Annotated in this window: 27 protein-coding genes; 17 read left to right on the plus strand and 10 right to left on the minus strand. The window is 53.3% G+C overall.

Annotated features, from left to right (window positions below; all coding sequences use genetic code 11):
* Nucleotides 1-35 precede the first annotated feature (35 nt).
* On the minus strand, nt 36-242 hold the full coding sequence (gene cspD, locus ACF8D4_RS12970; protein WP_025011178.1) for a cold shock domain-containing protein CspD: 207 nt from the start codon (nt 240-242) through the stop codon (nt 36-38).
* A gap of 396 nt (nt 243-638) precedes the next feature.
* Between cspD and clpS the strand changes: the two genes are divergently transcribed.
* Complete coding sequence (gene clpS / locus ACF8D4_RS12975) at nt 639-947, plus strand: ATP-dependent Clp protease adapter ClpS (protein WP_025011177.1); 309 nt, start codon at nt 639-641, stop codon at nt 945-947.
* A gap of 33 nt (nt 948-980) precedes the next feature.
* On the plus strand, nt 981-3,239 hold the full coding sequence (gene clpA / locus ACF8D4_RS12980) for an ATP-dependent Clp protease ATP-binding subunit ClpA (protein WP_028781435.1): 2,259 nt from the start codon (nt 981-983) through the stop codon (nt 3,237-3,239).
* 191 nt (nt 3,240-3,430) lie between these two features.
* On the opposite strand, the gene infA is transcribed toward clpA, so the two are convergent.
* The 3 genes from infA to aat all read right to left on the minus strand — a co-directional run bounded on the left by infA (nt 3,431) and on the right by aat (nt 5,140).
* Nucleotides 3,431-3,649 (minus strand): translation initiation factor IF-1, encoded by a 219-nt coding sequence (infA, locus tag ACF8D4_RS12985; protein WP_005500725.1) that lies wholly within the window; start codon nt 3,647-3,649, stop codon nt 3,431-3,433.
* 80 nt (nt 3,650-3,729) lie between these two features.
* Complete coding sequence (locus ACF8D4_RS12990; protein ID WP_025011175.1) at nt 3,730-4,440, minus strand: arginyltransferase; 711 nt, start codon at nt 4,438-4,440, stop codon at nt 3,730-3,732.
* Nucleotides 4,430-5,140 (minus strand): leucyl/phenylalanyl-tRNA--protein transferase, encoded by a 711-nt coding sequence (gene aat, locus ACF8D4_RS12995; RefSeq protein ID WP_025011174.1) that lies wholly within the window; start codon nt 5,138-5,140, stop codon nt 4,430-4,432. Before aat ends, ACF8D4_RS12990 begins: the two co-directional genes overlap by 11 nt.
* A gap of 53 nt (nt 5,141-5,193) precedes the next feature.
* Between aat and ACF8D4_RS13000 the strand changes: the two genes are divergently transcribed.
* Nucleotides 5,194-5,673, plus strand: coding sequence for a glycine zipper 2TM domain-containing protein (locus ACF8D4_RS13000; RefSeq protein ID WP_025887702.1), 480 nt, complete (start codon nt 5,194-5,196; stop codon nt 5,671-5,673).
* 76 nt (nt 5,674-5,749) lie between these two features.
* Here ACF8D4_RS13000 and ACF8D4_RS13005 read toward each other — a convergent pair whose 3' ends face one another.
* On the minus strand, nt 5,750-6,103 hold the full coding sequence (locus ACF8D4_RS13005; protein ID WP_025887704.1) for a hypothetical protein: 354 nt from the start codon (nt 6,101-6,103) through the stop codon (nt 5,750-5,752).
* Between the two features lie 237 nt (nt 6,104-6,340).
* Between ACF8D4_RS13005 and ACF8D4_RS13010 the strand changes: the two genes are divergently transcribed.
* Nucleotides 6,341-7,093 carry a Nif3-like dinuclear metal center hexameric protein gene (locus tag ACF8D4_RS13010; RefSeq protein ID WP_044734619.1) on the plus strand — a complete coding sequence of 251 codons (753 nt, stop codon included), beginning with the start codon at nt 6,341-6,343 and terminating at the stop codon, nt 7,091-7,093.
* A 68-nt stretch (nt 7,094-7,161) separates the two neighbouring features.
* Here ACF8D4_RS13010 and metG read toward each other — a convergent pair whose 3' ends face one another.
* Nucleotides 7,162-9,192, minus strand: a complete 2,031-nt coding sequence (gene metG / locus ACF8D4_RS13015; RefSeq protein WP_107004916.1) for a methionine--tRNA ligase — start codon at nt 9,190-9,192, stop codon at nt 7,162-7,164.
* A 159-nt stretch (nt 9,193-9,351) separates the two neighbouring features.
* Here metG and apbC point away from each other — a divergent pair, with 159 nt between their 5' ends.
* The 9 genes from apbC to ACF8D4_RS13060 are packed head-to-tail and all read left to right on the plus strand — an operon-like array spanning nt 9,352 to nt 16,321.
* Nucleotides 9,352-10,467: an iron-sulfur cluster carrier protein ApbC gene (apbC, locus tag ACF8D4_RS13020; RefSeq protein WP_025011170.1), complete on the plus strand. Its 1,116-nt coding sequence runs from the start codon at nt 9,352-9,354 to the stop codon at nt 10,465-10,467.
* Nucleotides 10,468-10,479: 12 nt separating this feature from the next.
* A complete protein-coding gene (gene udk, locus ACF8D4_RS13025) occupies nt 10,480-11,118 on the plus strand; it encodes a uridine kinase (RefSeq protein ID WP_025887708.1) in 639 nt (212 codons plus the stop codon).
* A gap of 30 nt (nt 11,119-11,148) precedes the next feature.
* Nucleotides 11,149-11,730, plus strand: coding sequence for a dCTP deaminase (gene dcd / locus ACF8D4_RS13030; protein ID WP_045283850.1), 582 nt, complete (start codon nt 11,149-11,151; stop codon nt 11,728-11,730).
* Between the two features lie 14 nt (nt 11,731-11,744).
* A complete protein-coding gene (gene pabC / locus ACF8D4_RS13035) occupies nt 11,745-12,578 on the plus strand; it encodes an aminodeoxychorismate lyase (protein WP_144167626.1) in 834 nt (277 codons plus the stop codon).
* Nucleotides 12,575-13,582, plus strand: a complete 1,008-nt coding sequence (gene mltG / locus ACF8D4_RS13040; RefSeq protein WP_025011167.1) for an endolytic transglycosylase MltG — start codon at nt 12,575-12,577, stop codon at nt 13,580-13,582. The genes pabC and mltG overlap by 4 nt, the downstream gene beginning before the upstream one ends.
* Complete coding sequence (tmk, locus tag ACF8D4_RS13045; protein ID WP_025887713.1) at nt 13,582-14,214, plus strand: dTMP kinase; 633 nt, start codon at nt 13,582-13,584, stop codon at nt 14,212-14,214. The genes mltG and tmk overlap by 1 nt, the downstream gene beginning before the upstream one ends.
* Before the next feature lie 25 nt (nt 14,215-14,239).
* Nucleotides 14,240-15,151, plus strand: a complete 912-nt coding sequence (gene holB / locus ACF8D4_RS13050; RefSeq protein WP_392465224.1) for a DNA polymerase III subunit delta' — start codon at nt 14,240-14,242, stop codon at nt 15,149-15,151.
* A gap of 10 nt (nt 15,152-15,161) precedes the next feature.
* Entirely contained in the window at nt 15,162-15,488 is a 327-nt protein-coding gene (locus ACF8D4_RS13055) for a PilZ domain-containing protein (protein WP_025011164.1), read from the plus strand.
* Between the two features lie 44 nt (nt 15,489-15,532).
* Nucleotides 15,533-16,321, plus strand: a complete 789-nt coding sequence (locus tag ACF8D4_RS13060; RefSeq protein WP_146507606.1) for a TatD family hydrolase — start codon at nt 15,533-15,535, stop codon at nt 16,319-16,321.
* 369 nt (nt 16,322-16,690) lie between these two features.
* Here the strand turns inward: ACF8D4_RS13060 and rsmF are convergent, their stop codons facing one another.
* Nucleotides 16,691-18,094 (minus strand): 16S rRNA (cytosine(1407)-C(5))-methyltransferase RsmF, encoded by a 1,404-nt coding sequence (rsmF, locus tag ACF8D4_RS13065; RefSeq protein ID WP_392465226.1) that lies wholly within the window; start codon nt 18,092-18,094, stop codon nt 16,691-16,693.
* A gap of 71 nt (nt 18,095-18,165) precedes the next feature.
* Here rsmF and ACF8D4_RS13070 point away from each other — a divergent pair, with 71 nt between their 5' ends.
* Nucleotides 18,166-19,392: a nucleoside recognition domain-containing protein gene (locus ACF8D4_RS13070; RefSeq protein ID WP_107004913.1), complete on the plus strand. Its 1,227-nt coding sequence runs from the start codon at nt 18,166-18,168 to the stop codon at nt 19,390-19,392.
* Nucleotides 19,393-19,454: 62 nt separating this feature from the next.
* Here ACF8D4_RS13070 and ACF8D4_RS13075 read toward each other — a convergent pair whose 3' ends face one another.
* The 3 genes from ACF8D4_RS13075 to ACF8D4_RS13085 are packed head-to-tail and all read right to left on the minus strand — an operon-like array spanning nt 19,455 to nt 23,329.
* Nucleotides 19,455-22,076, minus strand: a complete 2,622-nt coding sequence (locus ACF8D4_RS13075) for an MlaD family protein (protein WP_392465227.1) — start codon at nt 22,074-22,076, stop codon at nt 19,455-19,457.
* Nucleotides 22,054-22,692: a paraquat-inducible protein A gene (locus ACF8D4_RS13080; RefSeq protein ID WP_025887715.1), complete on the minus strand. Its 639-nt coding sequence runs from the start codon at nt 22,690-22,692 to the stop codon at nt 22,054-22,056. The genes ACF8D4_RS13075 and ACF8D4_RS13080 overlap by 23 nt, the downstream gene beginning before the upstream one ends.
* A complete protein-coding gene (locus ACF8D4_RS13085) occupies nt 22,682-23,329 on the minus strand; it encodes a paraquat-inducible protein A (protein WP_037475773.1) in 648 nt (215 codons plus the stop codon). Before ACF8D4_RS13085 ends, ACF8D4_RS13080 begins: the two co-directional genes overlap by 11 nt.
* 196 nt (nt 23,330-23,525) lie before the next feature.
* Between ACF8D4_RS13085 and ACF8D4_RS13090 the strand changes: the two genes are divergently transcribed.
* The 3 genes from ACF8D4_RS13090 to proQ all read left to right on the plus strand — a co-directional run bounded on the left by ACF8D4_RS13090 (nt 23,526) and on the right by proQ (nt 25,208).
* Nucleotides 23,526-23,813, plus strand: coding sequence for a YebG family protein (locus tag ACF8D4_RS13090; RefSeq protein WP_025011161.1), 288 nt, complete (start codon nt 23,526-23,528; stop codon nt 23,811-23,813).
* 13 nt (nt 23,814-23,826) lie between these two features.
* Nucleotides 23,827-24,285: a GAF domain-containing protein gene (locus ACF8D4_RS13095; protein ID WP_044734609.1), complete on the plus strand. Its 459-nt coding sequence runs from the start codon at nt 23,827-23,829 to the stop codon at nt 24,283-24,285.
* A 263-nt stretch (nt 24,286-24,548) separates the two neighbouring features.
* Complete coding sequence (gene proQ / locus ACF8D4_RS13100; protein WP_025011159.1) at nt 24,549-25,208, plus strand: RNA chaperone ProQ; 660 nt, start codon at nt 24,549-24,551, stop codon at nt 25,206-25,208.
* The last annotated feature ends 21 nt before the right edge of the window (nt 25,209-25,229 follow it).

Here is a 25,229-nt window from a genome sequence, read left to right on the forward strand (position 1 = left end):
GATAACCCCGCCTTTTTTCATCTCTGTTCACCCGGTTATTTAACTGGAGAGATAGCCGAGGCATGCATACCTTTTGGGCCCTTCTCAACTTGAAATTCAACAGGTTGGCCTGCTTTTAGAGTTCTGTAGCCTTCCATTTCAATGGTTGAATAGTGCGCAAAAACATCCTCACCACCTTCATCAGGGCAGATAAACCCGAATCCTTTGGCGTTGTTGAACCATTTAACAGTTCCGCTTGCCATACTTCCACTTCCTTCTATTGTCTGCTTCCCAGTAAGATAGTAAAACTTTTGAGCGCTTTAGCAGGCGCTCAGATAACAGAATGTAAGCAGTGTTGCTGGATGTCAAGCTTAAGTTAACAAAAAAACAACATTGTATTTGTTACTGTGCGTATACGGTTTTGCCATGGTGGCACTTTATCGGTAATGCCTACCTGGAACATCTTAGGCTTATTCTCGGCGTATACGTTTTAACCGATTGAAAAATAAGCATGAGTTAGAAACGCCTTAGACAAGCGCCGCCGCGCCAGAGTATAGTGTGATAAAGGGCAATACCGCCCAGGGCCCGCCAAGCGGTACTTTGAGACATGGCCGGGCATAGTGTTGGTAGAAGCCAAGTTGAGAGGCTAATATTGAATCATGGGTAAGACTGGACAGATAGAACGTGTGGAGGAAGGGGTTGAGCAGGAATTGCAACCACCTCCAATGTATAAAGTGATTCTGAACAACGATGACTATACCCCAATGGACTTTGTTGTGGAGGTACTGCAGCTGTTCTTTCGCAAGAATGAACAGGAAGCCACAGACATTATGTTGACCATACATCATCAGGGAAAAGCGGTTTGCGGCGTTTACCCGTTCGGGATAGCCGAAACCAAAGTGGTTCAGGTGAATCAGTTTGCAAGACAAAACCAACATCCGTTACTGTGTTCGTTAGAGGAAGCTTAACCAGCCTGTCTCTGTAGTTTTTAGGGGGTGCGTATGCTGAACAAAGATCTTGAAGTGACCTTGAACCTGGCATTCCAACAAGCCAGAGATGCCCGTCACGAATATATGACGGTTGAGCACCTACTGCTGGCGCTGACCGATAACCCCGCCGCAAGGGATGCCTTGCTCGCCTGTGGCGCCAATATCGACCGACTCAAGGAGGAGGTCGCCAACTTTATTACCCAGACCACACCCATTATCAGCGATCCCGATGATGAACGTGAGACTCAGCCGACACTGGGTTTCCAGCGGGTGCTGCAACGGGCAGTGTTTCATGTGCAGTCGTCAGGCCGCAATGAGGTGACCGGCGCCAACGTGCTGGTAGCCATTTTCAGTGAGCAGGAGTCCCAGGCGGTTTATCTGCTGCGTCGTTACGATATTACCCGCCTGGATGTGGTGAATTATATTTCTCACGGCTTTGCCAAGAACGATGAGGCCGATGCTCCGGGGTCGCAGGAAAGCCTGGAAGATCAATCCGAAGCCACAGAAGAGCGCAGTATGCTGGCTCAGTTTGCCAGTAATCTCAATGAGATGGCCAAGCAGGGCAAGATAGATCCGCTTATCGGCCGCGATAACGAAATTGAACGCTCGATTCAAATTCTTTGCCGTCGCCGCAAGAATAACCCGCTGCTGGTGGGCGAGGCCGGCGTCGGAAAGACCGCCATCGCCGAAGGTTTGGCCTATCGGATAGTCAATGAGTCTGTGCCTGAGGTGATAAGCGAAGCGACCGTCTACTCTCTGGATCTCGGTGCGCTGTTGGCCGGCACCAAGTATCGCGGCGACTTCGAGAAACGCTTCAAGAGCCTGCTCAAGGAGTTAACAGCGGATCAGAATGCGATTCTGTTCATCGATGAAATTCACACTATTATCGGTGCCGGCGCGGCATCCGGTGGGGTGATGGATGCATCCAACCTGCTCAAGCCCTTGCTCTCCAGCGGTAATTTGCGCTGTATGGGCTCCACTACTTTTCAGGAATATCAAAGTATTTTTGAGAAGGACAGGGCACTGGCGCGGCGCTTCCAGAAGGTGGACATTCACGAGCCTTCGGTGGCCGAAACCACCAAGATACTTCAGGGGCTCAAGAGCCGTTATGAAGAACATCATGGGGTGCGTTATACCCTGGCGGCCTTGGCCAGCGCTGCCAGCCTGTCGGATAAGCATATCAACGACAGACATCTGCCGGACAAGGCCATCGATGTGATCGACGAAGCGGGGGCGCGGATGGCGATGATGCCACAGAGCAAACGCAAGAAAACCGTGGGTCAGAGCGAGATTGAAACCATTATCGCCAAGATGGCCAGGATCCCGGAAAAAACAGTGACTTCTTCCGAGAAGGACTTGCTGAAAAACCTGGAACGCAACCTGAAGATGGTGGTGTTCGGTCAGGACAAGGCGATAGAGAGTCTCAGCGCGGCGATTCGGCTGGCACGCAGTGGTCTTGGCAATGAAAACAAACCTGTGGGGAGCTTCCTGTTTGCCGGCCCAACCGGGGTGGGTAAGACAGAGGTGACCAATCAGTTGGCGGCTTGCCTCGGGCTCAAGCTTATCCGCTTCGATATGTCCGAATATATGGAAAGCCATACTGTGTCGCGTTTGATTGGCGCACCTCCGGGTTATGTCGGCTACGATCAGGGTGGTTTGCTGACCGATGCCGTGATCAAGACGCCTCACTGTGTGGTGCTGCTCGATGAAATCGAAAAGGCGCATCCGGATATCTATAACCTGCTGCTGCAGGTAATGGATCACGGTACTTTGACCGATAACAATGGGCGCAAGGCGGATTTCCGCAACGTGACCCTGGTGATGACCACCAACGCCGGGGTGCAGGAAACTGTGCGTAAGTCCATTGGCTTCAAACAGCAGGATCACAGCCAGGATGCGATGTCGGAGATCAATAAGGTGTTCTCGCCCGAGTTTCGCAACCGACTCGACTCCATTATCTGGTTCAACCATCTGGATATGACCATTATCGCCAAGGTGGTGGACAAGTTCCTGGTCGAGCTGCAGGCACAGTTGGATCAGAAAGGGGTGACGCTGGAAGTCAGTGATGAAGCCAGAACCTTGCTGGCCGAGAAGGGTTACGACAAGACCATGGGGGCCAGACCTATGGCCAGAGTGGTCAAGGATCTGCTGAAACGGCCGCTGGCCGATGAAATCCTGTTTGGTAAACTTGAGTCCGGTGGCATCGCCCATGTGGATGTCAAAGATGGCGAACTGGAAATCAACACGGAAGCGCCGGAGAAGATCTCCTGAGAAGCTAAGTCGAAACAAAAAAATGGCTGCCACTGGCAGCCATTTTTATTCTGAATCCTGACCCTTATCCGACACATTGATGCCTGGATAGACAACGGCAGGCCAGGTGCGCCTGCTGCGCAGTGGGTCGCCCCCATGGGCTCACCAGCAAAAAAACCGGCACAGCCGGCTTTTGAGAAATAACTGGGATCTTAGCGTGAGCGGAAGACGATGCGGCCTTTGCTCAAGTCGTATGGAGTCAGCTGCACAGTGACCTTGTCACCGGTCAGGATTCGGATGTAGTTTTTACGCATTTTACCGGAAATGTGAGCAGTCACAACGTGACCGTTTTCCAGTTCAACCCGAAACATTGTATTTGGCAAGGTTTCAAGGATAGTCCCTTGCATCTCAATGTTGTCTTCTTTCGCCATTAATCAGTTATCCCGTTAGCCTCGAATGTAAAAAACCGCCGTATCATGCCGCAAATTACAGCGGCTGTAAAGGGGAGGCCTCAGTGATTGTCGCTTTTCTGCCAGCCCTGAACGCCGAGGATCTCATAGGGGCGGTAGAGTCGCTTGTAACCCATTTTGTCGTGGTTATCTATTTGATATCCCAAATAGAGAAACGATTTCGACATCAATTTGCCCAGGCGGCATTGCAGCAGTACCAGTAAGATCCCGAGGGAGCGGTCGCTGTAGTCCGGGTCAAAGTAGCTGTAGATGGCTGACAGGCTCTGGGGCAGGAGATCTGTCACCGCCACGGCAACCAGTCGCTGACCATGCCAAAGTTCGATAAACACCGGGCTGAGCCACTCACAGGCGAGAAAATGACGGTACTGCTCTTCGCTCGGAGGATACATGGGGCCGTCACTGTGGCGGGCACAGATATAACGCTCATAGAGGGGATAGTGAGCCGGGGTTTCCTCGGTCACAATCCTAAAGTGCAGGTCACGGTTTTTGGCCAGGGTGCGTTTTTGTCTTTTGGACAGGCGAAATTCATCCAGGGGAACTCGGATGGGCTGACAAGCGTTGCAGTGGGGACAACGGGGCTTGTAGATGGCGCTGCCACTGCGGCGAAACCCCAGTGCCAACAGGCGCTCAAACAGTGACAAGTCCAGCTCATCTTCCTGGATCACCAATAACTGCTCCTGTTGTCCGCTCAGGTAGCTGCAGGCAAAGGGTTGGCTGAGGCCTATGGCAATGGCATGGTTATCAGAGTTCAAGTTTGACCTCGTCGGTTTGCCAGCAATCCCTGGCAAGACTACCGTCCCTGAATTGTTTCAAGAGTGCGAGAAAATCTTTACGCTTTAAACTTTTGGCTCCGAGGCTCTCAAGGTGCGGATTCATCACCTGGGCATCGATAAGCCTGAAACCCTGCTTGAGTGCATATTGGTGCAGGGCGATAAAGGCCGCCTTGGAGGCGTTGGTTTTACGGTGGAACATGGACTCGCCACAGAACACCTGACCCACGGCCAGGCCATACAGGCCACCTATCAGGCGACCATTGTCCCAGACCTCGAAGGAGTGGGCATGACCCAGGTGGTGCAGCTCCTGGTAGGCCAGACGTATCTCTCCGGTTATCCAGGTGCCGGGCTGATCTTTTCGCGGCATGGCGCAACCGGCCATCACATCGGCAAAGGCTCGGTCGATGCTGAAAGTCCAATCCTGTTTTTTCAAATACTTGCGTAGACTACGGGAGATATTGATGCTGCCAGGAACAAAGACGGCGCGGGGATCCGGAGACCACCAGAGAATGGGGTCATGGGTATTGAACCAGGGGAAAATGCCCTCGTAATAGGCGTTGAGTAACCGCCTGGGATGCAGGTCGCCGCCAATGGCCAATAGGCCGTTGGGATCCGTCAACGCCAGCTCAGGCGACGGGAAAGGATCCAACTCATGATTTAAGAAAGACAGTAGGTTCACAATTGCGTATGATTCTGCTCAGGGCCTTCTTATAAGTTAGCGGAAAAACAGCTATGTGGAAACTGATACTGAATGCAATGCTGCTGCTCTCATTGTCCCTCGCAGCGGGAACTCATACCCTCTATGCCGGTTATGACAGAAACCAGGCTCAGCCGGTTGAAAAAGTGCTCTACGGTCAGGTGGAGTCGGTACGAAAAATCACCGAGAAACAGCTGATGGAAGACAGAAATCGCGGCTGGAAAACCTTCGGTGGTGCCTTGCTCGGTGGCGTGATTGGTCATCAGTTCGGTGGCGGTAGTGGTCAGGATGTGGCGACTGTACTGGGTGCTCTGCTCGGCGCAGGCATTGGTCATCAATATGGTGACAGCAGTTACTATCGTGAACTCAAGTTGGTGGAGTTGATGATACGCCAGGAAGATGAAACCCAGGTGATGATCATACAGGATGAAGATCCCGGCATGACTTTCAAGGTAGGCGATGAAGTGCGGGTGGTTTATCTGCAGGGCAGTGTCCGGGTCGACCTGGCTATGTGAATTGACTATGTAAGCTTTGAACCAATAATAGATAAAACAAAGGCGCCATTGGGCGCCTTTGTTTTGGATGGAGTAATTAAAAACCGCGAGGCAGTTTGTGATTACCGGCTGCCAGTTTTTCACGCCACAGCTCTTTGGGGGTCTTGCCCCCCTGGCTACCGGCTTTGGCAGGCGCAACCTGTTTGGGTTTTGCCTTTGAGGCTGGCTTTGCTGCAGGCTTGGCCGCCTTGGGTTTTTCCTGCTTGGCTTCAGCCTTGGCCGGTTTGGTGCTATCTGCCAACATCTGTTCCAGTTCAGCGAAACGAAGTGATTTACCGCCATCGATTTTGTACCAGCTGCCATTTTGTTCAATGGTCACTGCTTTGCCCTGTTGTTCACTGAGAGCTTGCTGCAGTGTGCTGATAACTTCTTCTTTGGTCAGTTTTGCCATAATCATAACCTGTTTATTTTTAGAGTTACTTGAAGGTTTGCGATAATTTTATAAGTCAAAGGCCGGAAATGTCCAATTTGCCGGCCAAAAAGCAGCAAACTTGTGCCCAAGGGCGCAGCTTTTGGCCGCTTTGGGCGCTGAAACCGGCAATTAGGCTTAAATGTTGTGACCTCAATCCTTGGGCTCGCTGTGCTAGAATGGCGCCATATATCTGCAACTGAATCGACAGGGAACCCTATGAAAAGAGAGGAACTCAGACAATATCTGGGCGAGTTTTTACAACTGGACAAGTTTCGTGATTATGCCCCCAACGGTCTGCAGGTCGAGGGCAAGGCCGAAATTCGCAAAATAGTCACAGGTGTAACCGCTTGTCAGGCATTGATTGACCGGGCTGTTGAAGCCGGAGCCGATGCCCTATTGGTGCACCATGGTTTCTTCTGGAAGAATGAGCCCGAAGTGTTGACCGGAATGAAACAGCGCAGGATCAAGAGCTTGCTGCTTAACGACATTAACCTGTTCGGCTATCACTTGCCGCTTGATGCCCATCCGATGCTTGGCAATAACGCCGAATTGGGCCGGGTGCTTGGGGTCATTGAGCCGGAGGCGGTAGAAACCGTCGCCCAGGGTTTGCTTTGGCAAGGAGTGCTTGACTCACCCATGACAGCCAAAGACTTGAGTGCCTTGCTTGAGCAGCGTTTGGGGCAGGCGCCTCTGCATCTGGATGGCGGTGAAAGAAACATACAAAAACTGGCCTGGTGTACGGGCGGCGCCCAGGATTATATCGATGCCGCAGCGGCCTTGGGGGTAGATGCCTTTATCAGCGGTGAAGCCTCAGAGCGTACCTTTCACAGCGCGGTCGAGCAGGGGATCCATTATTTCGGCGCCGGTCACCATGCCACCGAGCGGTTTGGCATCAAGGCGCTGGGGGAGCATCTGGCACGGGAGTTTGAGCTGGAGCACGAGTTCATTGATATTCCCAATCCGGTATAACTATCAAGGGAATAGGAAAAAGGCCGCGATTGCGGCCTTTTTGATATGGGATAGATGCTACAAGAGTCTTATTTGACTCTCATTCCGGGTTGAGCGCCTTCATGGGGCTCGAGAACCCAGAGATCCTTGCCACCCGGGCCCGCGGCCAGCACCATACCTTCAGACAAGCCAAAGCGCATCTTGCGAGGAGCCAGGTTGGCCACCATTACTGTCAGTTTGCCTTCGAGATCTTCCGGGGCATAAGCCGACTTGATACCGGCAAATACCTGACGGGTTTCGCCGCCGAGATCCAGCTGTAATTTCAGTAGCTTGTTGGCTTCAGGCACATGCTCGGCCTTCTTGATCAATGCAATCCGCAGATCCAGCTTGGCAAAGTCGTCAAACTCTATGGTTGGGCTGATAGGGTCATCTGCCAATGGGCCGCTGGCCTTGGGCGTATCCTCGGTTGCCTTGAGGCTTTCCTTGGAGGCTTCCACCATGGCATTCACCTTATCGAGCTCGATGCGTTGCATCATGGGCTTGAACGGGTTGATTTGGTGACCGGCCATATCCAGTGCCAAGCCGCTCCAGCTGAGTTCCAGCTTGAGGAAGGCTTCAACATCGGCGGCCAAACGTGGCAGTACCGGCTTGAGATAAGTCACCAGAATACGGAATAAATTCAGCGCCACTGAGCATACCTGATGGGCGCGGGCCAGGGTTTCTTCGTTTTTCACCAACTGCCAAGGAGCTTCATCGGCAACGTAAGCGTTGGCGACATCGGCCAGCGCCATGATTTCACGCATCGCCTTGCCGTATTCGCGGCCTTCATACAGCTCGGCGATCAGTTCCTGTTTGGCCAGGAAGGACTCGGCCAGGCAGTTGTCTTCTACTTTAGCCAGTTTGGCGTCAAAACGCTTGACGATAAAGCCGGCGGTACGGCTCGCCAGGTTAACCAGCTTACCGACCAGATCTGAGTTGACTCTGGCGGCAAAGTCTTCCAGGTTCAGGTCCAGATCGTCAATGCGGCTGGAGAGCTTGGCGGCGTAGTAGTAGCGTAGATACTCGGGATCCAGATGATCCAGGTAAGTACGGGCCTTGATAAAGGTGCCCTTGGACTTGGACATCTTGGCGCCGTTGACAGTGACATAGCCGTGGGCATAGACACTGCTTGGCTGACGGTAGCCGGCGCCTTTGAGCATGGCTGGCCAAAATAGGCTGTGGAAATAGACAATGTCTTTGCCGATGAAGTGATACACCTCGGCCTTTGAGTCGACATTCCAGAACTCGTCAAAGTTCAGCTCCGGGCGCTTGTCGCAGAGGTTCTTGAATGAACCCATGTAGCCCACAGGTGCATCGAGCCAAACATAGAAGTATTTGCCCGGCGCATCGGGGATTTCAAAGCCAAAGTAGGGGGCATCACGGGTGATATCCCACTGCTGCAGGCCTTGCTCGAACCATTCATCCAGTTTGTTGGCCATTTCACTCTGCAGTGAACCTGAATGGGTCCACTCTTTGAGCATGGTTTCAAAGGCGGGCAGATCGAAGAAGAAGTGCTCTGTCTCTTTCATGACAGGTGTGGCACCGGAGACCGCCGAGCGCGGATTGATCAGCTCGGTTGGGCTGTAGGTGGCGCCACAGGCGTCACAGTTGTCGCCGTATTGGTCTTCAGACTTACACTTGGGGCAGGTGCCCTTGACGAATCTGTCCGGTAGGAACATGGACTTTTCCGGATCGAACAGCTGGGAAATAGTCTTGCTCTTGATATAACCGTTGTCGCGCAGTTTGAGGTAGATCTCACTGGCCAGCTGACGGTTCTCTTCGCTGTGGGTGCTGTGATAATTGTCAAAGGCAATATTGAACTCGGCAAAATCCTGCTGATGCTCTTGATTGACCTTGGCGATCATCTCTTCGGGTTGGATCCCCATCTGCTGAGCCTTGAGCATGATAGGTGTACCGTGGGCATCATCGGCACAGATATAATGGCACTCATGGCCACGGAGTTTTTGGAAGCGGGACCAGATATCTGTCTGTATGTACTCGAGCATGTGGCCCAGGTGAATGGGACCGTTGGCATATGGAAGCGCGCTGGTAACAAGGATTTTACGTTGTGTAGTTGCCATCTTTTCTCTGTTAAATCTAGGCCCTGAAAGAATGGCATAGATACTAACCGATTAATCTGGCTTTTTCATCAAAACCTGACATGAGTGTGTTAATTCTACTCTAATATTTACGGCATTATCTGATACACTTGGCCAAATTTATCAAAAGGGGATTGCGTTTTGTCTTCTGCTTCTCAGGACTATCGTCTCAGTGACGATCTGCTCGGTCCGGTTCTTGCCATTCTCAATGCGTTTCAGGATCCATACCTGGCCCAGGGTTTAGTCGATGCCGGTTGTATTCGTAAGTTGGATTTGGATGGTAAAAGGCTGCTGCTGACCATCTTGTATCCATATCCTTGTCAGACCCAATATCGCGACACAGTGATCGCGCTGACCAATGAATTGTCCAAGCTCGATGCCATCGACGAGGTGGAGTGTGAGATTGGCTTTGAGCCTTTCAGTTACTCGGCGCTAGGCAATATTGCGCCTATTCCCAATGTGAAGCAGGTGATTGCCGTTGCTTCCGGCAAGGGCGGCGTGGGCAAGTCAACCACAGCGGTTAACCTGGCCTTGGCCCTGGCGGCCGAAGGCGCCCGGGTGGGTATTCTGGATGCCGATATCTATGGCCCTTCCATTCCTCTGATGCTGGGGATCCCGACATTCAGACCCGTTTCCCCTGATGGCGTACATATGACAGCCGCCACGGCTCACGGTATCAGCGCCCAGAGCATAGGTTTCATGCTGACCGACGATCAGGCCGCGGTATGGCGTGGCCCCATGGCCGCCGGCGCTTTGGCGCAACTGCTCAACGAAACCCAGTGGCCTGAGCTGGATTACCTGATGATTGACATGCCTCCTGGCACGGGGGATATCCAACTGACCCTGTCACAAAAAGTGCCTGTCAGCGGCGCCGTGATAGTCACTACGCCTCAGGATATCGCCCTGGCCGATGCCAAGAAAGGCATCACCATGTTCCAGAAGGTGAACATCCCAGTCGTGGGTATTGTGGAGAACATGAGCTTCCATCTCTGTCCTGCCTGTGGCCATAAAGAGCATCCTTTCGGTACTCACGGCGGCAGCAAGATAGCCGAACGCTATCAAGTGCCTTTGCTGGGCGCCTTACCTCTGCATATCAATATCCGTGAGGATATGGATAACGGTGAGCCGACTGTGGTGGCCGCGCCTGAGGGTGAAGTCGCCGCCATTTACCGAGATATCGCCCGCCGTGTGGGTGCCCAACTGGCAAAACAAAAGAATCACAGCAGTATTTCAATCGCAATAGCAGATGATGAGTAAGGTTTTAGCAGCATGAATTCGCCACAGTGTGTCGTTATCGGGATAGCAGGGGCTTCGGCGTCAGGTAAAAGTTTGATCGCCAAGACCATATTTGAAGAGCTATGCCGAGACTTAGGGACAGATCAGATAGGGGTTATCAACGAAGATGCCTACTATCGGGATCAGAGCCATATGTCCATGGACGAGAGGGTCAAGACCAACTATGACCATCCCAAGGCGTTGGACCATGAACTGCTCGGTACTCACCTGGTAGCGCTCAAGCAGGGGCAAGCAGTGGATATTCCCTGCTATAGCTACGCCGAGCATACCCGCACCAGTGATACCTTGAAGATGACCCCTAAAAAGGTCATTATTCTCGAAGGTATTTTGCTGCTGACCGACCCTAAGCTGCGTGAACTGATGGATGCCAGCGTGTTTATGGACACGCCGCTGGATATCTGTCTGCTGCGGCGTCTGACCCGTGATGTGGCCGAGCGTGGCCGCACCATGGAGTCAGTGATCAGCCAGTATCAGAAAACGGTAAGACCCATGTTTCTGCAGTTTATCGAACCCTCAAAGCAGTATGCCGACATCATAGTGCCAAGGGGCGGCAAGAACCGGATTGCCACCGATATTCTCAAGGCCAGAATCCAGCATTTGCTGGCGAAATAACTACAAATATCCAGGGAGCTATAAGGCGAGATGCGATTAACTGATATCGAGATTGAACAATGTCTGGACGAGGGCAGCATAGTCATAGATCCCCGTCCCGGCATAGAGGCCATCAGTGGCGTGAGTGTTGATGTGCGTCTGGGTAACCAGTTTCGGGTGTTCAAGGATCACACTGCGCCTTATATAGATCTCAGTGGCCCCAAGGCCGAAGTGCAGGCCGCACTGGATAGAGTGATGAGCGAGCAGATAGATATTGCCGATGGCGAAGCCTTCTTTCTGCATCCGGGCGAGCTGGCGCTGGCGGTGACCTATGAGAGTGTTCATCTGCCTTCCGACATAGTCGGCTGGCTCGATGGCCGCTCATCACTGGCACGTCTGGGCTTGATGGTGCACGTGACCGCGCATCGTATCGATCCGGGCTGGCAGGGGCGGATTGTGCTCGAGTTTTACAACAGTGGTAAATTACCGCTGGCACTTCGTCCCATGATGACCATAGGGGCACTGAACTTTGAGCGTCTGGCCCGCCCTGTGGCCAGACCCTACAACACCCGCAAGAATGCCAAGTATCGCGATCAGCAGGACGCGGTCGCCAGTCGGATCAGCCAGGACTGAGCCCTGGGCTGCGCATGACAGGCGTCTGGGTTCAGGGCAAAGAGCAGGATAGCGTCTGCGTTCGCGATCGGGGCTTTACCTATGGTGATGGCCTGTTTGCAACCATGGCGGTGGATGGTAAGGGACAGATAGCCTTTCTGACCGAGCATCTTGCCCGCTTGACTCAGGGAGCGCTGCGCTTGGGTTTTGTCTGGCAGGCATCGGATGCCTTGCACTTAAGCCTCAAGCGCATCGCCGTCGCCAATCCCCATAGCTGCCTTAAGTTGCAGCTCACCCGGGGAGAGGGCGGCCGTGGTTATACGCCGCCGGCAGACGCTTTAATCACCGAAGTCATCAGCCTGGCGCCATTGCCGGCGCATTACCCAGATTGGCAGCAAAAAGGGATTGCCCTCAAGACCTCGGCCATCCGGCTTGGCAAACAGCCTAGGCTTGCCGGTATTAAACATCTCAACCGTCTGGAACAGGTGCTTATCAAGGCGCAGCCATTGCCTGAAGGCTTTGATGATTGGTTGGTACTGGATTGCGACGATTTACTGCTCGAGTCCTCGATGGCCAATCTGTTTCTGCTATTACCTAATGAACAAGGTAAACTGACGGCGTATTCACCGGCCATGAATTACTGCGGTGTCTCCGGAGTGATGCGACAGCAGTTGATCGTGGCCTTGCTCGACCAGGGCATTGACGTGCAGCTGTGCCCTATCAAAACAGAGATGCTGCAACGGGCGCGGCACCTCTTTATCAGTAACAGCCTGTTGGGTTTGGTCGATGTTATTGCTGTGGATCAGCGCAGCTTTGAACTCTGGCCCGGCAGCACACCTCTTCGCAAGGCACTTGCTATCCAATTATGAAAAAATGCTTAGTTGCGGCCCTGGCCTTTGTATTTACCCTGATGACTCTGGCGCTGGGCGTCGGTTTTTGGGGTTACAACGAACTCAACCGCTTTGCGGCCACCAAGCTGAAACTGGATGAACCCAGAGAGCTGTTGCTGAAACGAGGCACCTCCTTTTACCAGTTGGGGCAAGAGCTGCAAAATCAGCAGCTGTTGGAGTTTGACTGGCACTGGAAGCTCTGGGGTAAGCTTTACCCGCAGATGACTGCTATTCGCAGCGGTCTCTACCAGATTGAACCCGGCGACACACCTGTGTCTTTGCTGGAGCGGCTGGTGGCCGGTGACGAGAAGACATTCACCCTGACGCTGGTAGAGGGCAAGACTATTCGCGAGTGGCAAGCGTATCTGCAGACCTTGGCGCATCTCAAGGTCAGCGACAAGCCGTTTATCGATGTGCTCGAAGCCCAAGGGGATAGCAGCGGCTTGCCTGAAGGCAAGTTTTTCCCGGATACCTATCAGTATCGTGCCGGCACTGAGCTCAATACGTTGTTGACCCAAAGCTTTATCAAGATGCAGCAACAACTGGAGAGTATCTGGCAGCAGCGGGATCAGAGCATTCCGCTCAAGAGTCCCTATGAACTCTTGATCCTGGCCTCCATCATAGAAAAGGAAACCGGCCTGGCAGAGGAGCGCGGCAAGATAGCGGCAGTATTTGTTAATCGCTTGAAAAAACGCATGCGCTTGCAGACAGATCCCACAGTCATTTACGGCATGGGTGAGCGCTTTGATGGCAATATCACCCGTAAAGATCTGCGCGAAGAAACGCCATTTAACACCTACCGTATTTTTGGACTGCCGCCGACACCTATTGCCGCGCCCGGGCGGGAAGCCCTGCTGGCGGCCGCACACCCGGAAGCCGTGGAGTACCTCTACTTCGTTTCCCGCAATGACGGCAGTCATGTATTTTCCCGTACACTGGCCGAACATAACCGCGCCGTGAACCAGTATCAGAGAAAGAGATAATGCCACAAAAAGCCACTGCAAAATTTATCGTTATCGAGGGCCTGGAAGGCGCCGGTAAGTCCAGTGCCATCGCATTGGTACGAGACTTTATCGAAAAACATACCGGCAAGGCACCTGTCTGTACCCGTGAGCCGGGTGGTACCCCGTTGGCGGAGAAGATCCGCGACTTGGTGAAGGTGGCAGATGCAAGCGACCCTCTGTGTGATGAATCTGAATGCCTGCTGCTATATGCCGCCAGGGCGCAGCTGGTGGCCCGAGTGATCAAGCCGGCGCTGGCCGAGGGCAGTTGGGTGCTCGGCGACAGACACAACCTGTCGTCCCTGGCTTATCAGGGTGGTGGTCGGGGGTTGATGCCCTTGGTCAGCGCGGTCAGCGCCGCCACCCTTGGGGACTTTAAACCAGACTTGACCCTGTATCTCGACATAGAGCCAAGCCTTGGGCTAACCCGCGCCGCCAACCGTGGTGAGCTGGATCGAATCGAGCAGCAGGAACTGGCCTTCTTTGAACGCACCCGTGCCACCTATCTGAGCCTGGCACAACAGGACGACAGCATCGCGGTTATCGACGCCAGTCAGAGCATGGCCGAAGTGCATAAAGATATTCTGGCTGTGTTGCAAACCAAAGATTGGTAAGCACGCGGCATAAGGAGTGATGAAGATGGACATGCCTTGGTTGAGTGACGCCAAAGCCCGTTTTATGCAGCAACTGCACTCGGCTCAGATGCCTCATGCGTTACTGCTGGGGCTTTCCCAAGGCTATGGCGGCATGAAGCTAGCCGAAGAGATAGCTGCGGCGGCCCTGTGCAGCGAACCCTCAGCTCGGGGAGAGTGCGGTCATTGCAAGAGCTGCCAGCTGGTGCTCGCCGGTAACCATCCCGATTTTCATCTTCTCGAAGCCGATGGTAAACAGATAAAAGTGGATCAGGTGCGGGCGCTTTGTCAGGACCTCACCTCCACGGCGCAGCAAGGTGGGCGGCGCGTGGCGCTTATCGCCCAAAGTGAGCGCCTCAATCAAGCTGCGGCCAATGCCCTGCTGAAAACCCTGGAAGAGCCGGGGCAGGGGACGCTGATTATTCTACAGACCGACAGCACCGCCGGGCTGCTGCCGACCATATCCAGTCGTTGTCAGAGAGTGCAGGTAAAACTGCCGGACAATAGTGCCATTCAGTCCTGGCTGGCGCAGCAATTGCCGCTGCCGGCCGATGTTACCTGGTGTTTGCCCGTCGTCGGCGGGCCGCTAAAGTTGGCAGAGGTTTTGCAGTCTGACAGATACCAGACCTTATTGGATTATCGCCGCGATTGGCGCGCCAGTTTGTTAACGGGCCATCTGTGTGCTAGTTTGTTAACAGTGGGTGAAGAACAAATCTCTGATGTACTTAGAGTTTTATACTTGGTGTTACATAGAGAGCTGTTAACCACCGAAGGGGAGGACCCCTTGCTGCGGGCGCGAATAGCGACCCTGGCTGCCAAGGTGATGGATACCTGTAATCGTCTGAGCCAGATGCCGAGTGTCAACTACTTGGCGCTTTGCCAGAATTATGTCTTAGAATATAAGAGACTGAAAACTTAAAAAGTATCCTATGGTCGATCTGACAGTGAATTTTGACACCCTGCACCAGTTGTATCGTGCTTACATGCCTTTTATTCAGCCAGCGGGCCTGTTTGTGGCAACTACCGAGGGACATTTCCTCGGTCAGGAGATACAGATAGGTTATCGTTTGCCGGGCTCGACTCATGTCAATGAGTTTCAGGGGGTCGTGGTGTGGATCAACCCGCTCGGTGCTTCCGGAGGACGCCCGGCCGGTATAGGGGTTAAAATTCTCTCGGATCCCGAATCCCACAAGCATCATATCGAAAAACTCCTCTCCAGAGAGCTGGCCTCGGGTGATTTGACCTGCACTATGTAGGGCGCTATCCTTGCCGTCCTTTTCAATTGTGGGTGGATTTCCAAGTGTTAGTTGATTCCCATTGCCATCTCGATCGCCTCAAAGCCGCGCCGGATCCCGAAAGCCTCAGTCAGTTGCTCGATGCCGCCAAGGCTCGGGGGGTAGACTATTTTCTTTGTGTCAATGTCCGGCAAAAAGGTTTTGCAGAGATGAAGGCCAAAGTCGCCGGGTTTGAGCAGGTGTTCCTGTCATCCGGGGTGCATCCTTTGGATGTGAAAGAGGGATTGGATCTCAATGAACTCAAGCGTTATGCCGCCGACCCGAAAGTCGTGGCCATTGGCGAGACAGGGCTGGATTATTTCTATGCCGATGATACCAAGGCCTTGCAGCAACAATGCTTTGAGCAGCAAGTGGCACTGGCCAGAGAAGTGGCCAAGCCTTTGATTGTTCACACCCGGGATGCCAGAGAAGACACCATAGCCATACTGAAGAACGGTGGCGCCGAACAGTGCGGCGGGGTACTGCACTGCTTTACCGAGAACTGGGAAATGGCCAAGGCGGCTATGGATCTGGGCTTTTATATTTCGGTTTCCGGTATCGTCAGCTTTAAAAATGCCGCTGAGCTAAGAAGTGTTATCCGTAAAATCCCCAAAGACAGGTTGCTGGTCGAAACCGATTCGCCTTATCTGGCACCCGTGCCTCATCGGGGAAAAGAGAATCAGCCGGCCTTTGTTCGTGATGTCGCCGAGTTTGTTGCCGAGCTCAGAGGTGAGTCCTTTGAAAAGTTGGCCCAGTACACCACAGACAACTTTTTTACCTTGTTCAAGGATGCGGCCAAACTTGCGGCAAGATAGGCTAGAGGCTTAGGGATATCCAGCCACTGGTCATCTGCAAAAAAGCTGCAGATAAAAAAAGGCCCAAAACTATTCCAATTGTTTTGGGCCTAGGGGAATGGCTCATGGTTGAGCCGTGCGCTAATGTTGAGATCCGACAGGATTGGCTATCTCTGACTAAATATTAGCCGAACGCCGCTAAAAGAGGTATTTGGCCGGCAGATTTGTTAGCACCAATTGATATAAGATATAACAAAAATAGAGGTCGATTTAAGTAAGGGCACTTAAAAGAATGACTTAACAAGCCACTCTTTTAAGCATTCAGGCAAGTTTAATCGAAGGCGTGTCTGCAGCGGCGTTTACCTAATGCTTTCAGGACGGCCAAGGCTTTCAGGACAGGCAGATCTTGTCTTTGACCAGCTCCCGCGGCAGGTTGTTCTTCAGCCGGTTTCCCAGATGTTTACCCAACCCCAGCACTTGCCCGCCCCAGGTCAATACCAGCTCACCACGGGCCTTTTCACTGCCATCCAGCGCGATATCCCGGCCCATCAGATAAGCCTGAGCCTCAGGCTCTGTAACTTCATAACCCTTGTCGGCGGTTACTCCCAAGGCCATTAAGGCTTCATGGCGCAGTTTCAACCCATGCTTACTGTCATCGGCGAGCTTAAGACCGATACGTTGATAACGCATCTTGCCGATAAAGGGCTCAAAGCCGCTGGGAAACAGCCAGTACTCCAGATCCCGGATCCAGAGGCTGCCTTCGGGAAGTGTTTTGCCGAGCAACCGCTGCAGCTCGGCGGCGATGGCCTGTTGCTGTTTGGCACTGGCGGGACTGAAAGGAAACTGCTTTTGTTGTTTGGGTTCATCGCTTTCGCGCGCCACTGAACTCAGTTTACGCACCTTGGCAACAAAGAAACCTTCGCTGTCATAGATTTGCGGCCAAATATGCAGGAAGCCCTCGGCAGTGCAGGCTTTTTCCGCCCCGGCAAACAGTGACTCAAGTGACTCAAAAGCCACGGCAGCGCCATATTTTTGCTTGAGGTATTGCAGTACGGCCTGGTTTTCCTGGCTGTTGAGGGTACAGGTGGAGTACACCATTACCCCGCCTGGATTAAGTGCCAGAAAGGCGGAATCTATCAGATCCCTCTGGGTGGCGGCAATGTCGGCTATCTCCTGTGGATCCCAGTGTTTGAGGGCATCCGGATCCTTACGTACCGTGCCTTCACCGCTACAGGGGGCATCGAGCAACACCGCATCCATGGATTCATACTGGTATTGGCCGAACACCCTGGCATCGAAGTGGGTCAGGGCCGTATTGCTGACCCCCATTCTCTGCAGATTGGCATGCAGCACTTTGACGCGGCTGGAGGAGTATTCGTTGGCGATCAGCAAACCACCATTGGCCATCATGGCCGCCATTTGTGTGGTCTTGGATCCCGGCGCCGAGGCCATATCCAGCACCCGCTCCATTCCCGGCTCCAGCAGCGCCATGGGCGGCAGCATGGAGCTGGCCTCCTGAATGTAAAACAGCCCTTGCTGATGTTCGATACAATTTCCGGGTTGGCTATCGCCCGCCTGATACCAAAATCCCTCAGGGCACCAGGGAATGGTTTCGAACTGCCAGCCTTTGGCCCGCATTCTCGAGAGGAATTCATCGACGCTGATTTTGAGGGTGTTGACCCGCAAGGCTGCTCTCAGTGGTAAGCTGCAAAAGTGAATAAAATCCTCGAGCTTGAGATGTTCTGGCAGATCCTTGGCGATACTGTTGATAAAATTCTGATTTAATTGAACCATAAACAAAAAGGGTGACCCCGGGATGGCGGCAGTATAGCACACTCGGGCGCGGCGACTGTGGGGTGTTTTAGGTGTTGAACCGGGTTTGGAGTCTGTTCTTTATTATCGCGCTGGGAGCGATTTTGCTGCGTTTGATGAGCGGCGATGCGACCGTTCTCAATGAGTCTGTCACGGCGATGTTTGACAGCGCCAAATTGGCCGCGGAAATAGCCCTGGGATTGATTGGGGTGTTGACCCTGTGGATGGGGCTGATGCGCCTTGGGGAAAAAGCCGGAGTGGTTGCAGCCATCGCCTGGGTATTTGAGCCGCTGCTCAGCAAGTTGATGCCGGAAGTGCCAAGAGGCCACCCCGCCTATGGCAGCGTCACCATGAACCTGACCGCCAATATGCTGGGGTTGGACAATGCCGCCACACCATTGGGACTTAAGGCGATGGCGGATCTGCAAAGCCTGAACCCCGACAAGAAGACCGCCACCAATGCCCAGATCCTGTTTTTGGTGCTCAACACCTCTTCCGTGACTTTGGTACCCGTGACGGTTTTTCTGTACCGGGCGCAGCAAGGGGCGGCTGATCCTGCCGACATTTTCCTGCCGATTTTACTCTCTACCCTGGGCTCGACCCTGGCGGGTTTGAGTGTGGTGGCGCTGGTGCAAAGGATACGATTGCTGGATTGGGTGGTGCTGGGTTATGGCGCAATACTGCTCGGCGGTCTCAGTGCCGGAGTGATGTACCTGTTGACCCTGGGAGCCGAGCGGATCGGCGAAGTCTCCGCCATGTTGGGGAACGGTTTGCTGCTGGGGATCATCTTTGCCTTTGTGCTGGTGGCGCTGCTTAGGCGGGTGGCGGTTTACGATGAGTTTATCGAAGGTGCCAAGTCGGGGTTTGAACAGTCGGTGCGGCTCATTCCTTATCTGCTGGCCATGTTGTTGGCGATAGCCTTACTGCGCGCCTCCGGCGCGCTGGATTATCTACTCGGGGTTATTGCTGTTTTGGTGAGTCATATGGGGATGGATGGCCGCTTTATCGATGCCTTGCCAACCGCCCTGATGAAGCCTTTGAGCGGCTCAGGCGCCAGAGCCATGATGCTGGAAACCATGGCCCATTACGGCGTCGATTCTTTTGCCGGCAGGCTGGCGGCCATTTTCCAGGGTAGTACTGAAACCACTTTTTACGTGCTGGCGGTGTATTTTGGTGCCGTCGGTATCCGTAATGGCCGCCACGCATTGGCTTGTGGCTTGTTTGCCGATCTGGCGGGTATCTGCACTGCTATAGTTGTATGCTATTGGTTTTATGGCTGAGGCGATACATAGGTAGGATTATAGAGTTAAAAAACGGGGCTCATCTGAGCCCCGTTTGGGTTTTATGGCTGGCTGAGTCTTGGGCGCCAGTTGAGCCAGTCGCGCTCGGGTTTGTCATGAAGTGGCATCAGACTCTGGTTTTCAAGCGGTTTGCTGCTTTGATTGTCGAGCTCAGTGACCACTCCTATGCCGCCGGCGAGTATGGTTTCCAATGAGCCGGTTTCGATTTGGGCTCCGGAAAACAGCCCCAAATCGACCCGAATACCGGACAAGTCGTAGAACCTGCTGCTCTGGTTGATAAGATGCCGATAAGGCGCGGCAATTTGGGTCTGGATCCAGACTTCATCGCCCTTGGGCGCCAGTCTATAGCTGGTTACATCGCCAATTTGAATGCCGCGAAAGAAGATCCCTGTGCCTATGTTGACCGAGCCCAGGCTGGCCTTGCTCAGCACCAGTTGCAGCGCATCGGCCTCTGGGGCTACCGCCGTATGTACTTGGCCGTTGAACTGCCGGCTCACTTTGCTGGCCTGGCCGGGAAGAGCACTGATATAGGCGCCGGTCAGCAGGGTTTCCGGTGCCTTTATGCCCTTAAGGGATATTTCGGCATTGACCAGGCTGAAGCGACTATCGCTTTTGAGAAACGGCTCGGCATAGCGGCCATAGAGGAAGGCACTGAGTTGCTGGCTGTTGAGATCGTCACTCAAGGTTACCCGGGTGACTTCACCTATCTGATGACCCTGATAGCGGATAGCGGCACCTGGTTTGATAGTGGCACTGGCCGGGAAACTCAGCCCAATGGCAACGGCTTGATTGCGCGCCAGTGACTCGGAAGCATAAAGCTGCTTATTGTTGGGCTCGCCTTGCTCCAAAAAGCCCAAACTGATGCTGCCTTTGATGGCACCGGCCAGCGGCGCGACATCCAGCTTGACTCCCGAAAGCCCAGCATCGATTGACACCGCCTGGTTACGCCAAAACACGGCATTGGGTTTGAGCAGGGGCGCAAAGGTATGGTCTATGGCGAGCGCAATGGCAAATCTGTCATCCTGGCTCTGCCAGCTGACCTGTTTCACCTGTCCTATTTGCATCTTCTTGTAGTAAACAGGTGCACCCGGGCTCAAGTCGGCGCCATCATCGCTGTAGAGCTGCCATTTTAGCTGCTCCATGCCTTGGTAATAGTGGCCGGCCTCGGCACTCGAGGCAAACAGCGGCAACGGCTTGGAAAGATCGGCGCCCTTGCGGCTTTGGCCGCGTCTTAAGCTGACACTGCCCTTGGTGAGGGTCGTAAAATCGCCGCTCTTGAGGCTGACCCCGTCCAGTGAGGCGTTGAAGTCCAGCGCGGCTTCGGCGATGAAGTCACTGCCTTGGGTAAGCAGCGGGGCAAACTCGGGCAACACCTCGGCCTGGTACTCGACCGAGTTAAAGTCCCGGCTCAGGGCAACCGAAGTGACCTTGCCTATGGCGATCTTCTTGTACCTCAGCTCGGCATCTGGGCTGATGCCGGGGTTTTCATCGGCTCTAAGCGTTATCTTTAACGCCTTGGCCTTGCTGAGATCTGGCGCCTGCTCGGCCAAGGCGTAACGGGTTTGGGCCTCGCCCGTACCCGGGAGAAAGGCGATGGCATCGCCGCTCAGCAATCGGCCCGGGTGTTTTATGCCGGACAGTGACAGCTCGGCGCCTTCACGCCAAAACTGCGCCGTGCCGGTCAAAAGACTCGAGTAGGGGGCGTCCAGCCGGGCATGCAGCGCCACGCCGTCATCGGCCAGCACTATTTCTTCGATTTCCCCTATAGGCAAACCGCGGTAGAGAATGGGGCTGCCCTTGTTGAGGCCATCGGCGTTTTTTGCCGACAGAATAAAGCTGGCGCCGCCACTGGCTTCTGTTTCATTGTCATATAGGGTGAAACTATCGCCGTTTACTGCGTTCTTTGAGCTTTCGGGGGAATCAAAGTTGATGCCGCCGGCGAGTATCGCCGCCAGGCTCTCTGCGCTGACCTTAACGCCGGAAAGTGAGGCGTTGATCTCTATGCCGGAGACATTCCAAAAGCGGGAATCTTTCTTGACCAGATAGGCATATTGCTCCTGAATAAAGGCACTCAGCTGCAGCTTGTCACTGTTGTCGAGTCGATAGCTGACCACACTGCCAACCGGTACCTGGCGATAGAATACCGGAGAGCCCACATCCAGTGAGCCGAGGCGATCGGCGCTCAGTTCAACCACTAAGCCATCATTACTGGGCAGCACGGCCGGGGCAGAGCGCTCGGCCTCGTAGCTGTAACGTGAATCGCCGTCTCCGGGTTGAATACCTATATAGTTTCCCGAGAACAAGGCATCCAAACCTTCGACACCTGTGATGGATGCCTTGGGGGTCACCAGCCAGAACTTGGTTTCATCCCTGAGGAAAGGCTCGGCGCGGTAGTCCATCAATACATCGACGTTAACGCCCTGCAGCTCTTCATCGATGGAGATATCCACCACCTTGCCGACGGTCAGGCCCTGATAGCGCACCAGTGTCTTGCCTACATCCATACCACTGGCACTGGGGAAGTGGATCCGCACCTCAATGCCGGATTCCTTGATGCTCTTCAGCCCCAGCCAAGCGCCCAAGGCCAACGCCACTATAGGTAACAGCCAGATGGGGGAAAAAAGCTTCTTTTTGACTATTTTAGGCTTTTCGATTTGCGTCATCTTCTGTGTCCAGTTGATCCCAAAGTAAACGTGTGTCCAACACCTTGGCCGCAAGTTGGGTAAAGAGGATGACCAAGGCAAACGCAGTTGCTGCCGGCGCCGGCTTGGCGTCCAGCAATTGCCCCATATTAACCAGGGCAACGGTAATGGATATGACAAACAGATCCAGCATAGACCAGCGTCCAATCCATTCTATGATATGAAACCCGGCCATCAGTGGCCGTTTGGGGATAGGCAGGTTGAAACTGATCGCCGTCAGATAGAAAGCCAGGCCGATAATCTTCAGCCAGGGCACCAGAATACTGGCGGTAAAGACTATGATGGCGATGGGTAACATGTCCGACTGTACCAGATGGGTGATGCCGGAAAAAATGGTGTCGTAGGTGACTTTGCCCTGTTTGGTGAGCATGGTAATGGGATAGATGTTGGCTGGGATCAACAAGATGGCTGCAGTGATCAGCAAGGCCCAGCTTTTTTGCAGACTGGTTTCGTCCCTTAGCCTGAGTGGGTTTTGGCAGCGGCTGCAGTACTCATCCTCTATCAGGTTGAGTTTCTTGCAGGCAGGGCAGGTGCACAGGCCCATGTCTTTGCCCTGGATCTGCTTTCTAGCTTTCATCGAGAAAACTCCACATATGCTCCAGGTTATATTCGCGCTGCAGGAAGAGAGTCACCAAAAACAGCATGGTAAAACAAAAGGTTCCCATGCCAAAGTAAACATCGGAGAAGTCGGACAACTGAAAGGCGGAAACCAGGAAACTGATCACATAAATTTCCAGCATGGTCATTTGCGACAGCAGGCCTTGCTTCTTGAGCAGCCAGGTGAGAACCCCTCGCCAGAAGTGATGCTGCACCAGACCTGTCTTGATGATCAGTACCTGAACAAAAATCGACAGATTGAGTACTCCTGGGGCTATTACCGCCGCCACCAATACGGCAATTCCCACTATCCAATAACCTTGGTCAATTACCGCCAGGGCACCTTGGTATGCGGTCGTGGTTCTGACACTGCCGAGAAAGTGCATTTCCAATACTGGCAGTAGCATGGCGGGCAGATAAAACAGCAGGGCACTGATACATAACGCCAGCATGCCATTGATAGAGCAATAGGGCGCATCATAAAGCGCTGTATGGCATCTGGGACAAAGCGCTCTGACACCGGAGGGCAAGGCGCGTTTACTCACAGCCAAATCACAGGCGCGACAGAGCACTAAGCTGCAGTCCGGTTTGTTGTCGCTTGGAGTATAAGCTTTCAAATGCTGGATATGTCCTGTTCTGGCCATGGTGACCCAAGCTTAGTCGTCAACACACTAACTGCGTTGCGCGTGGGTCCATTGGAGTTAATCGACAAAACAAACTCGCAAATACTATCAGAAAGACCGCGTCTCTTGCATCTATAGCGCATTTTATGTCACTCTATGTACTGTATATTTAAACAGTGTGAGGAAGGTCATGGCCGTTATAACTCAGTACGTTGTGGTCAGAGAAGGGGTTGAGAAGATGACATTTACATCTAAGAAGGAGGCAGACGCCTACGATAAGATGCTCGACATCGCGGATAACTTAATCCCCTTTATTCAAGCCAGTGAATTGGAACTGGATGATAATACAGCGGAAAAACTTGCTTTTTATTTAGCTTCTCATAAAGATACACTGGCGAATCTGCTCAAGGGCGCCCCGGTAAAAGCACCGGCCCCCGCCAAGAGCAGTAAGAAGAAGACAGAACCAGAAAAGGCATAACCCGGGAATACAGATGAAAGCTCAGTTTTACGATACGCTCAACCGTCAGGTACAGGCACTGTTTGCCGGTGAAGACGATGTCATTTGTGCCATGGCCAATTTCTCAGCTTTGCTGAATGAACACCTTGAAGACATCAATTGGGTGGGCTTCTATCTGCTCAAGGGTGAGCAACTGGTGCTTGGGCCCTTTCAAGGGAAACTGGCCTGTACCCGAATTCCAATGGGTAAAGGTGTCTGTGGCACCGCGGCCGCCAAGGCCGAGACTCAGTTGGTTGAGGATGTACATCAGTTTGCCGGACATATCGCCTGTGATGCCGCCAGCAACTCGGAAATTGTGATCCCTGTTTACCAAAAGGGCGAACTGATTGCCGTGCTGGATATCGACAGTCCCAGCCTGTCGCGCTTCGATAAAGAGGATCAAACCGGGCTGGAGACCCTGGTGCAGAGTCTGGAAAAGTGCTTATTTGGTTAATTCCCGTACAATCTGCCACAATTGGTGGTCGCATTAAGGCGCGTGCAGCTTATAATAGGCGGCCGCTCTGAGGGCCAAATGACCGTTTGTGGTGCTTGGCCGTATCAGGCTGAAATGTTAAGTTTTGTGTAATGCCTTTGGCAATGGCCGAATGCATGCTAATTTGTACGTTATCCCCCAAGGGGTTAACGAAGATGAACGACGCCGTGAGTACAGCAGACCTAACTGACCACTGACGTCCCCTGTTAACTGTGGAAGTAATGATGGAATCAACAGAAAAGTTGACCGACACCAACGCTATTCTGGCGTATTTGTATGAAACATTCCCTTTGTGCTTTATTGCCGAAGGAGAAACCAAACCACTGAAGATAGGACTGTTTCAGGATTTGGCTGAAAGGTTGGCTGATGATTCCAAAGTCAGTAAGACCCAACTTAGGGTCGCCCTGAGACGCTACACCAACAGTTGGCGTTATCTGAAGTGCATCAAGGAAGGGGCTCAGAGGGTGGATCTCGATGGTAACCCTTGCGGCGAACTGGACCCAGAGCATATTGAACATGCCAAGGCGACGCTGAAAGAGAGTCAGGAAAAAGCCAAGGCTCGCCGTGCTGCCGAGCCAGCCAAAGAAGGTGAAGCCAAAAAAGCCAAGCCTGCGCGTAAGCCTCGTCCTCAAGGGGACAAGCCCCGCAACGAGCGCCCACGCAGCGATAAAAAGGCGGCCCGTAAGCCTGGCAAGCCTGCCGCTCCAGCCGTGGAATTGGTACCAGCCGTATTGGAAGAGCTGAAACCTTCACAGCGAGTGAATGTCAAATTGGGTATGACACCGGTAGCCGGTGTGATCCTCGACATCAATAAAGAAGATGTTCACGTCCAACTGGATTCCGGCCTGTCAGTTAAGGTCCGCGTGGAACATATTCTGCTGTAAAATCATCAAATAGAAAGGAGT

Origin of the sequence: Shewanella sp. YQ_9 (assembly GCF_043103185.1) — a bacterium.
GTDB lineage: Bacteria > Pseudomonadota > Gammaproteobacteria > Enterobacterales > Shewanellaceae > Shewanella > Shewanella algae.

Excerpts from the sequence above, each read along its gene's own strand:
- cspD (WP_025011178.1), bottom strand. The coding sequence starts at position 242 with ATGGCAAGCGGAACTGTTAAATGGTTCAACAACGCCAAAGGATTCGGG.
- clpS (WP_025011177.1), top strand. The coding sequence starts at position 639 with ATGGGTAAGACTGGACAGATAGAACGTGTGGAGGAAGGGGTTGAGCAG.
- clpA (WP_028781435.1), top strand. The coding sequence starts at position 981 with ATGCTGAACAAAGATCTTGAAGTGACCTTGAACCTGGCATTCCAACAA.
- infA (WP_005500725.1), bottom strand. The coding sequence starts at position 3,649 with ATGGCGAAAGAAGACAACATTGAGATGCAAGGGACTATCCTTGAAACC.
- ACF8D4_RS13000 (WP_025887702.1), top strand. The coding sequence starts at position 5,194 with ATGTGGAAACTGATACTGAATGCAATGCTGCTGCTCTCATTGTCCCTC.
- ACF8D4_RS13005 (WP_025887704.1), bottom strand. The coding sequence starts at position 6,103 with ATGGCAAAACTGACCAAAGAAGAAGTTATCAGCACACTGCAGCAAGCT.
- ACF8D4_RS13010 (WP_044734619.1), top strand. The coding sequence starts at position 6,341 with ATGAAAAGAGAGGAACTCAGACAATATCTGGGCGAGTTTTTACAACTG.
- metG (WP_107004916.1), bottom strand. The coding sequence starts at position 9,192 with ATGGCAACTACACAACGTAAAATCCTTGTTACCAGCGCGCTTCCATAT.
- udk (WP_025887708.1), top strand. The coding sequence starts at position 10,480 with ATGAATTCGCCACAGTGTGTCGTTATCGGGATAGCAGGGGCTTCGGCG.
- dcd (WP_045283850.1), top strand. The coding sequence starts at position 11,149 with ATGCGATTAACTGATATCGAGATTGAACAATGTCTGGACGAGGGCAGC.
- pabC (WP_144167626.1), top strand. The coding sequence starts at position 11,745 with ATGACAGGCGTCTGGGTTCAGGGCAAAGAGCAGGATAGCGTCTGCGTT.
- mltG (WP_025011167.1), top strand. The coding sequence starts at position 12,575 with ATGAAAAAATGCTTAGTTGCGGCCCTGGCCTTTGTATTTACCCTGATG.
- tmk (WP_025887713.1), top strand. The coding sequence starts at position 13,582 with ATGCCACAAAAAGCCACTGCAAAATTTATCGTTATCGAGGGCCTGGAA.
- holB (WP_392465224.1), top strand. The coding sequence starts at position 14,240 with ATGGACATGCCTTGGTTGAGTGACGCCAAAGCCCGTTTTATGCAGCAA.
- ACF8D4_RS13055 (WP_025011164.1), top strand. The coding sequence starts at position 15,162 with ATGGTCGATCTGACAGTGAATTTTGACACCCTGCACCAGTTGTATCGT.
- rsmF (WP_392465226.1), bottom strand. The coding sequence starts at position 18,094 with ATGGTTCAATTAAATCAGAATTTTATCAACAGTATCGCCAAGGATCTG.
- ACF8D4_RS13075 (WP_392465227.1), bottom strand. The coding sequence starts at position 22,076 with ATGACGCAAATCGAAAAGCCTAAAATAGTCAAAAAGAAGCTTTTTTCC.
- ACF8D4_RS13080 (WP_025887715.1), bottom strand. The coding sequence starts at position 22,692 with ATGAAAGCTAGAAAGCAGATCCAGGGCAAAGACATGGGCCTGTGCACC.
- ACF8D4_RS13090 (WP_025011161.1), top strand. The coding sequence starts at position 23,526 with ATGGCCGTTATAACTCAGTACGTTGTGGTCAGAGAAGGGGTTGAGAAG.
- ACF8D4_RS13095 (WP_044734609.1), top strand. The coding sequence starts at position 23,827 with ATGAAAGCTCAGTTTTACGATACGCTCAACCGTCAGGTACAGGCACTG.
- proQ (WP_025011159.1), top strand. The coding sequence starts at position 24,549 with ATGGAATCAACAGAAAAGTTGACCGACACCAACGCTATTCTGGCGTAT.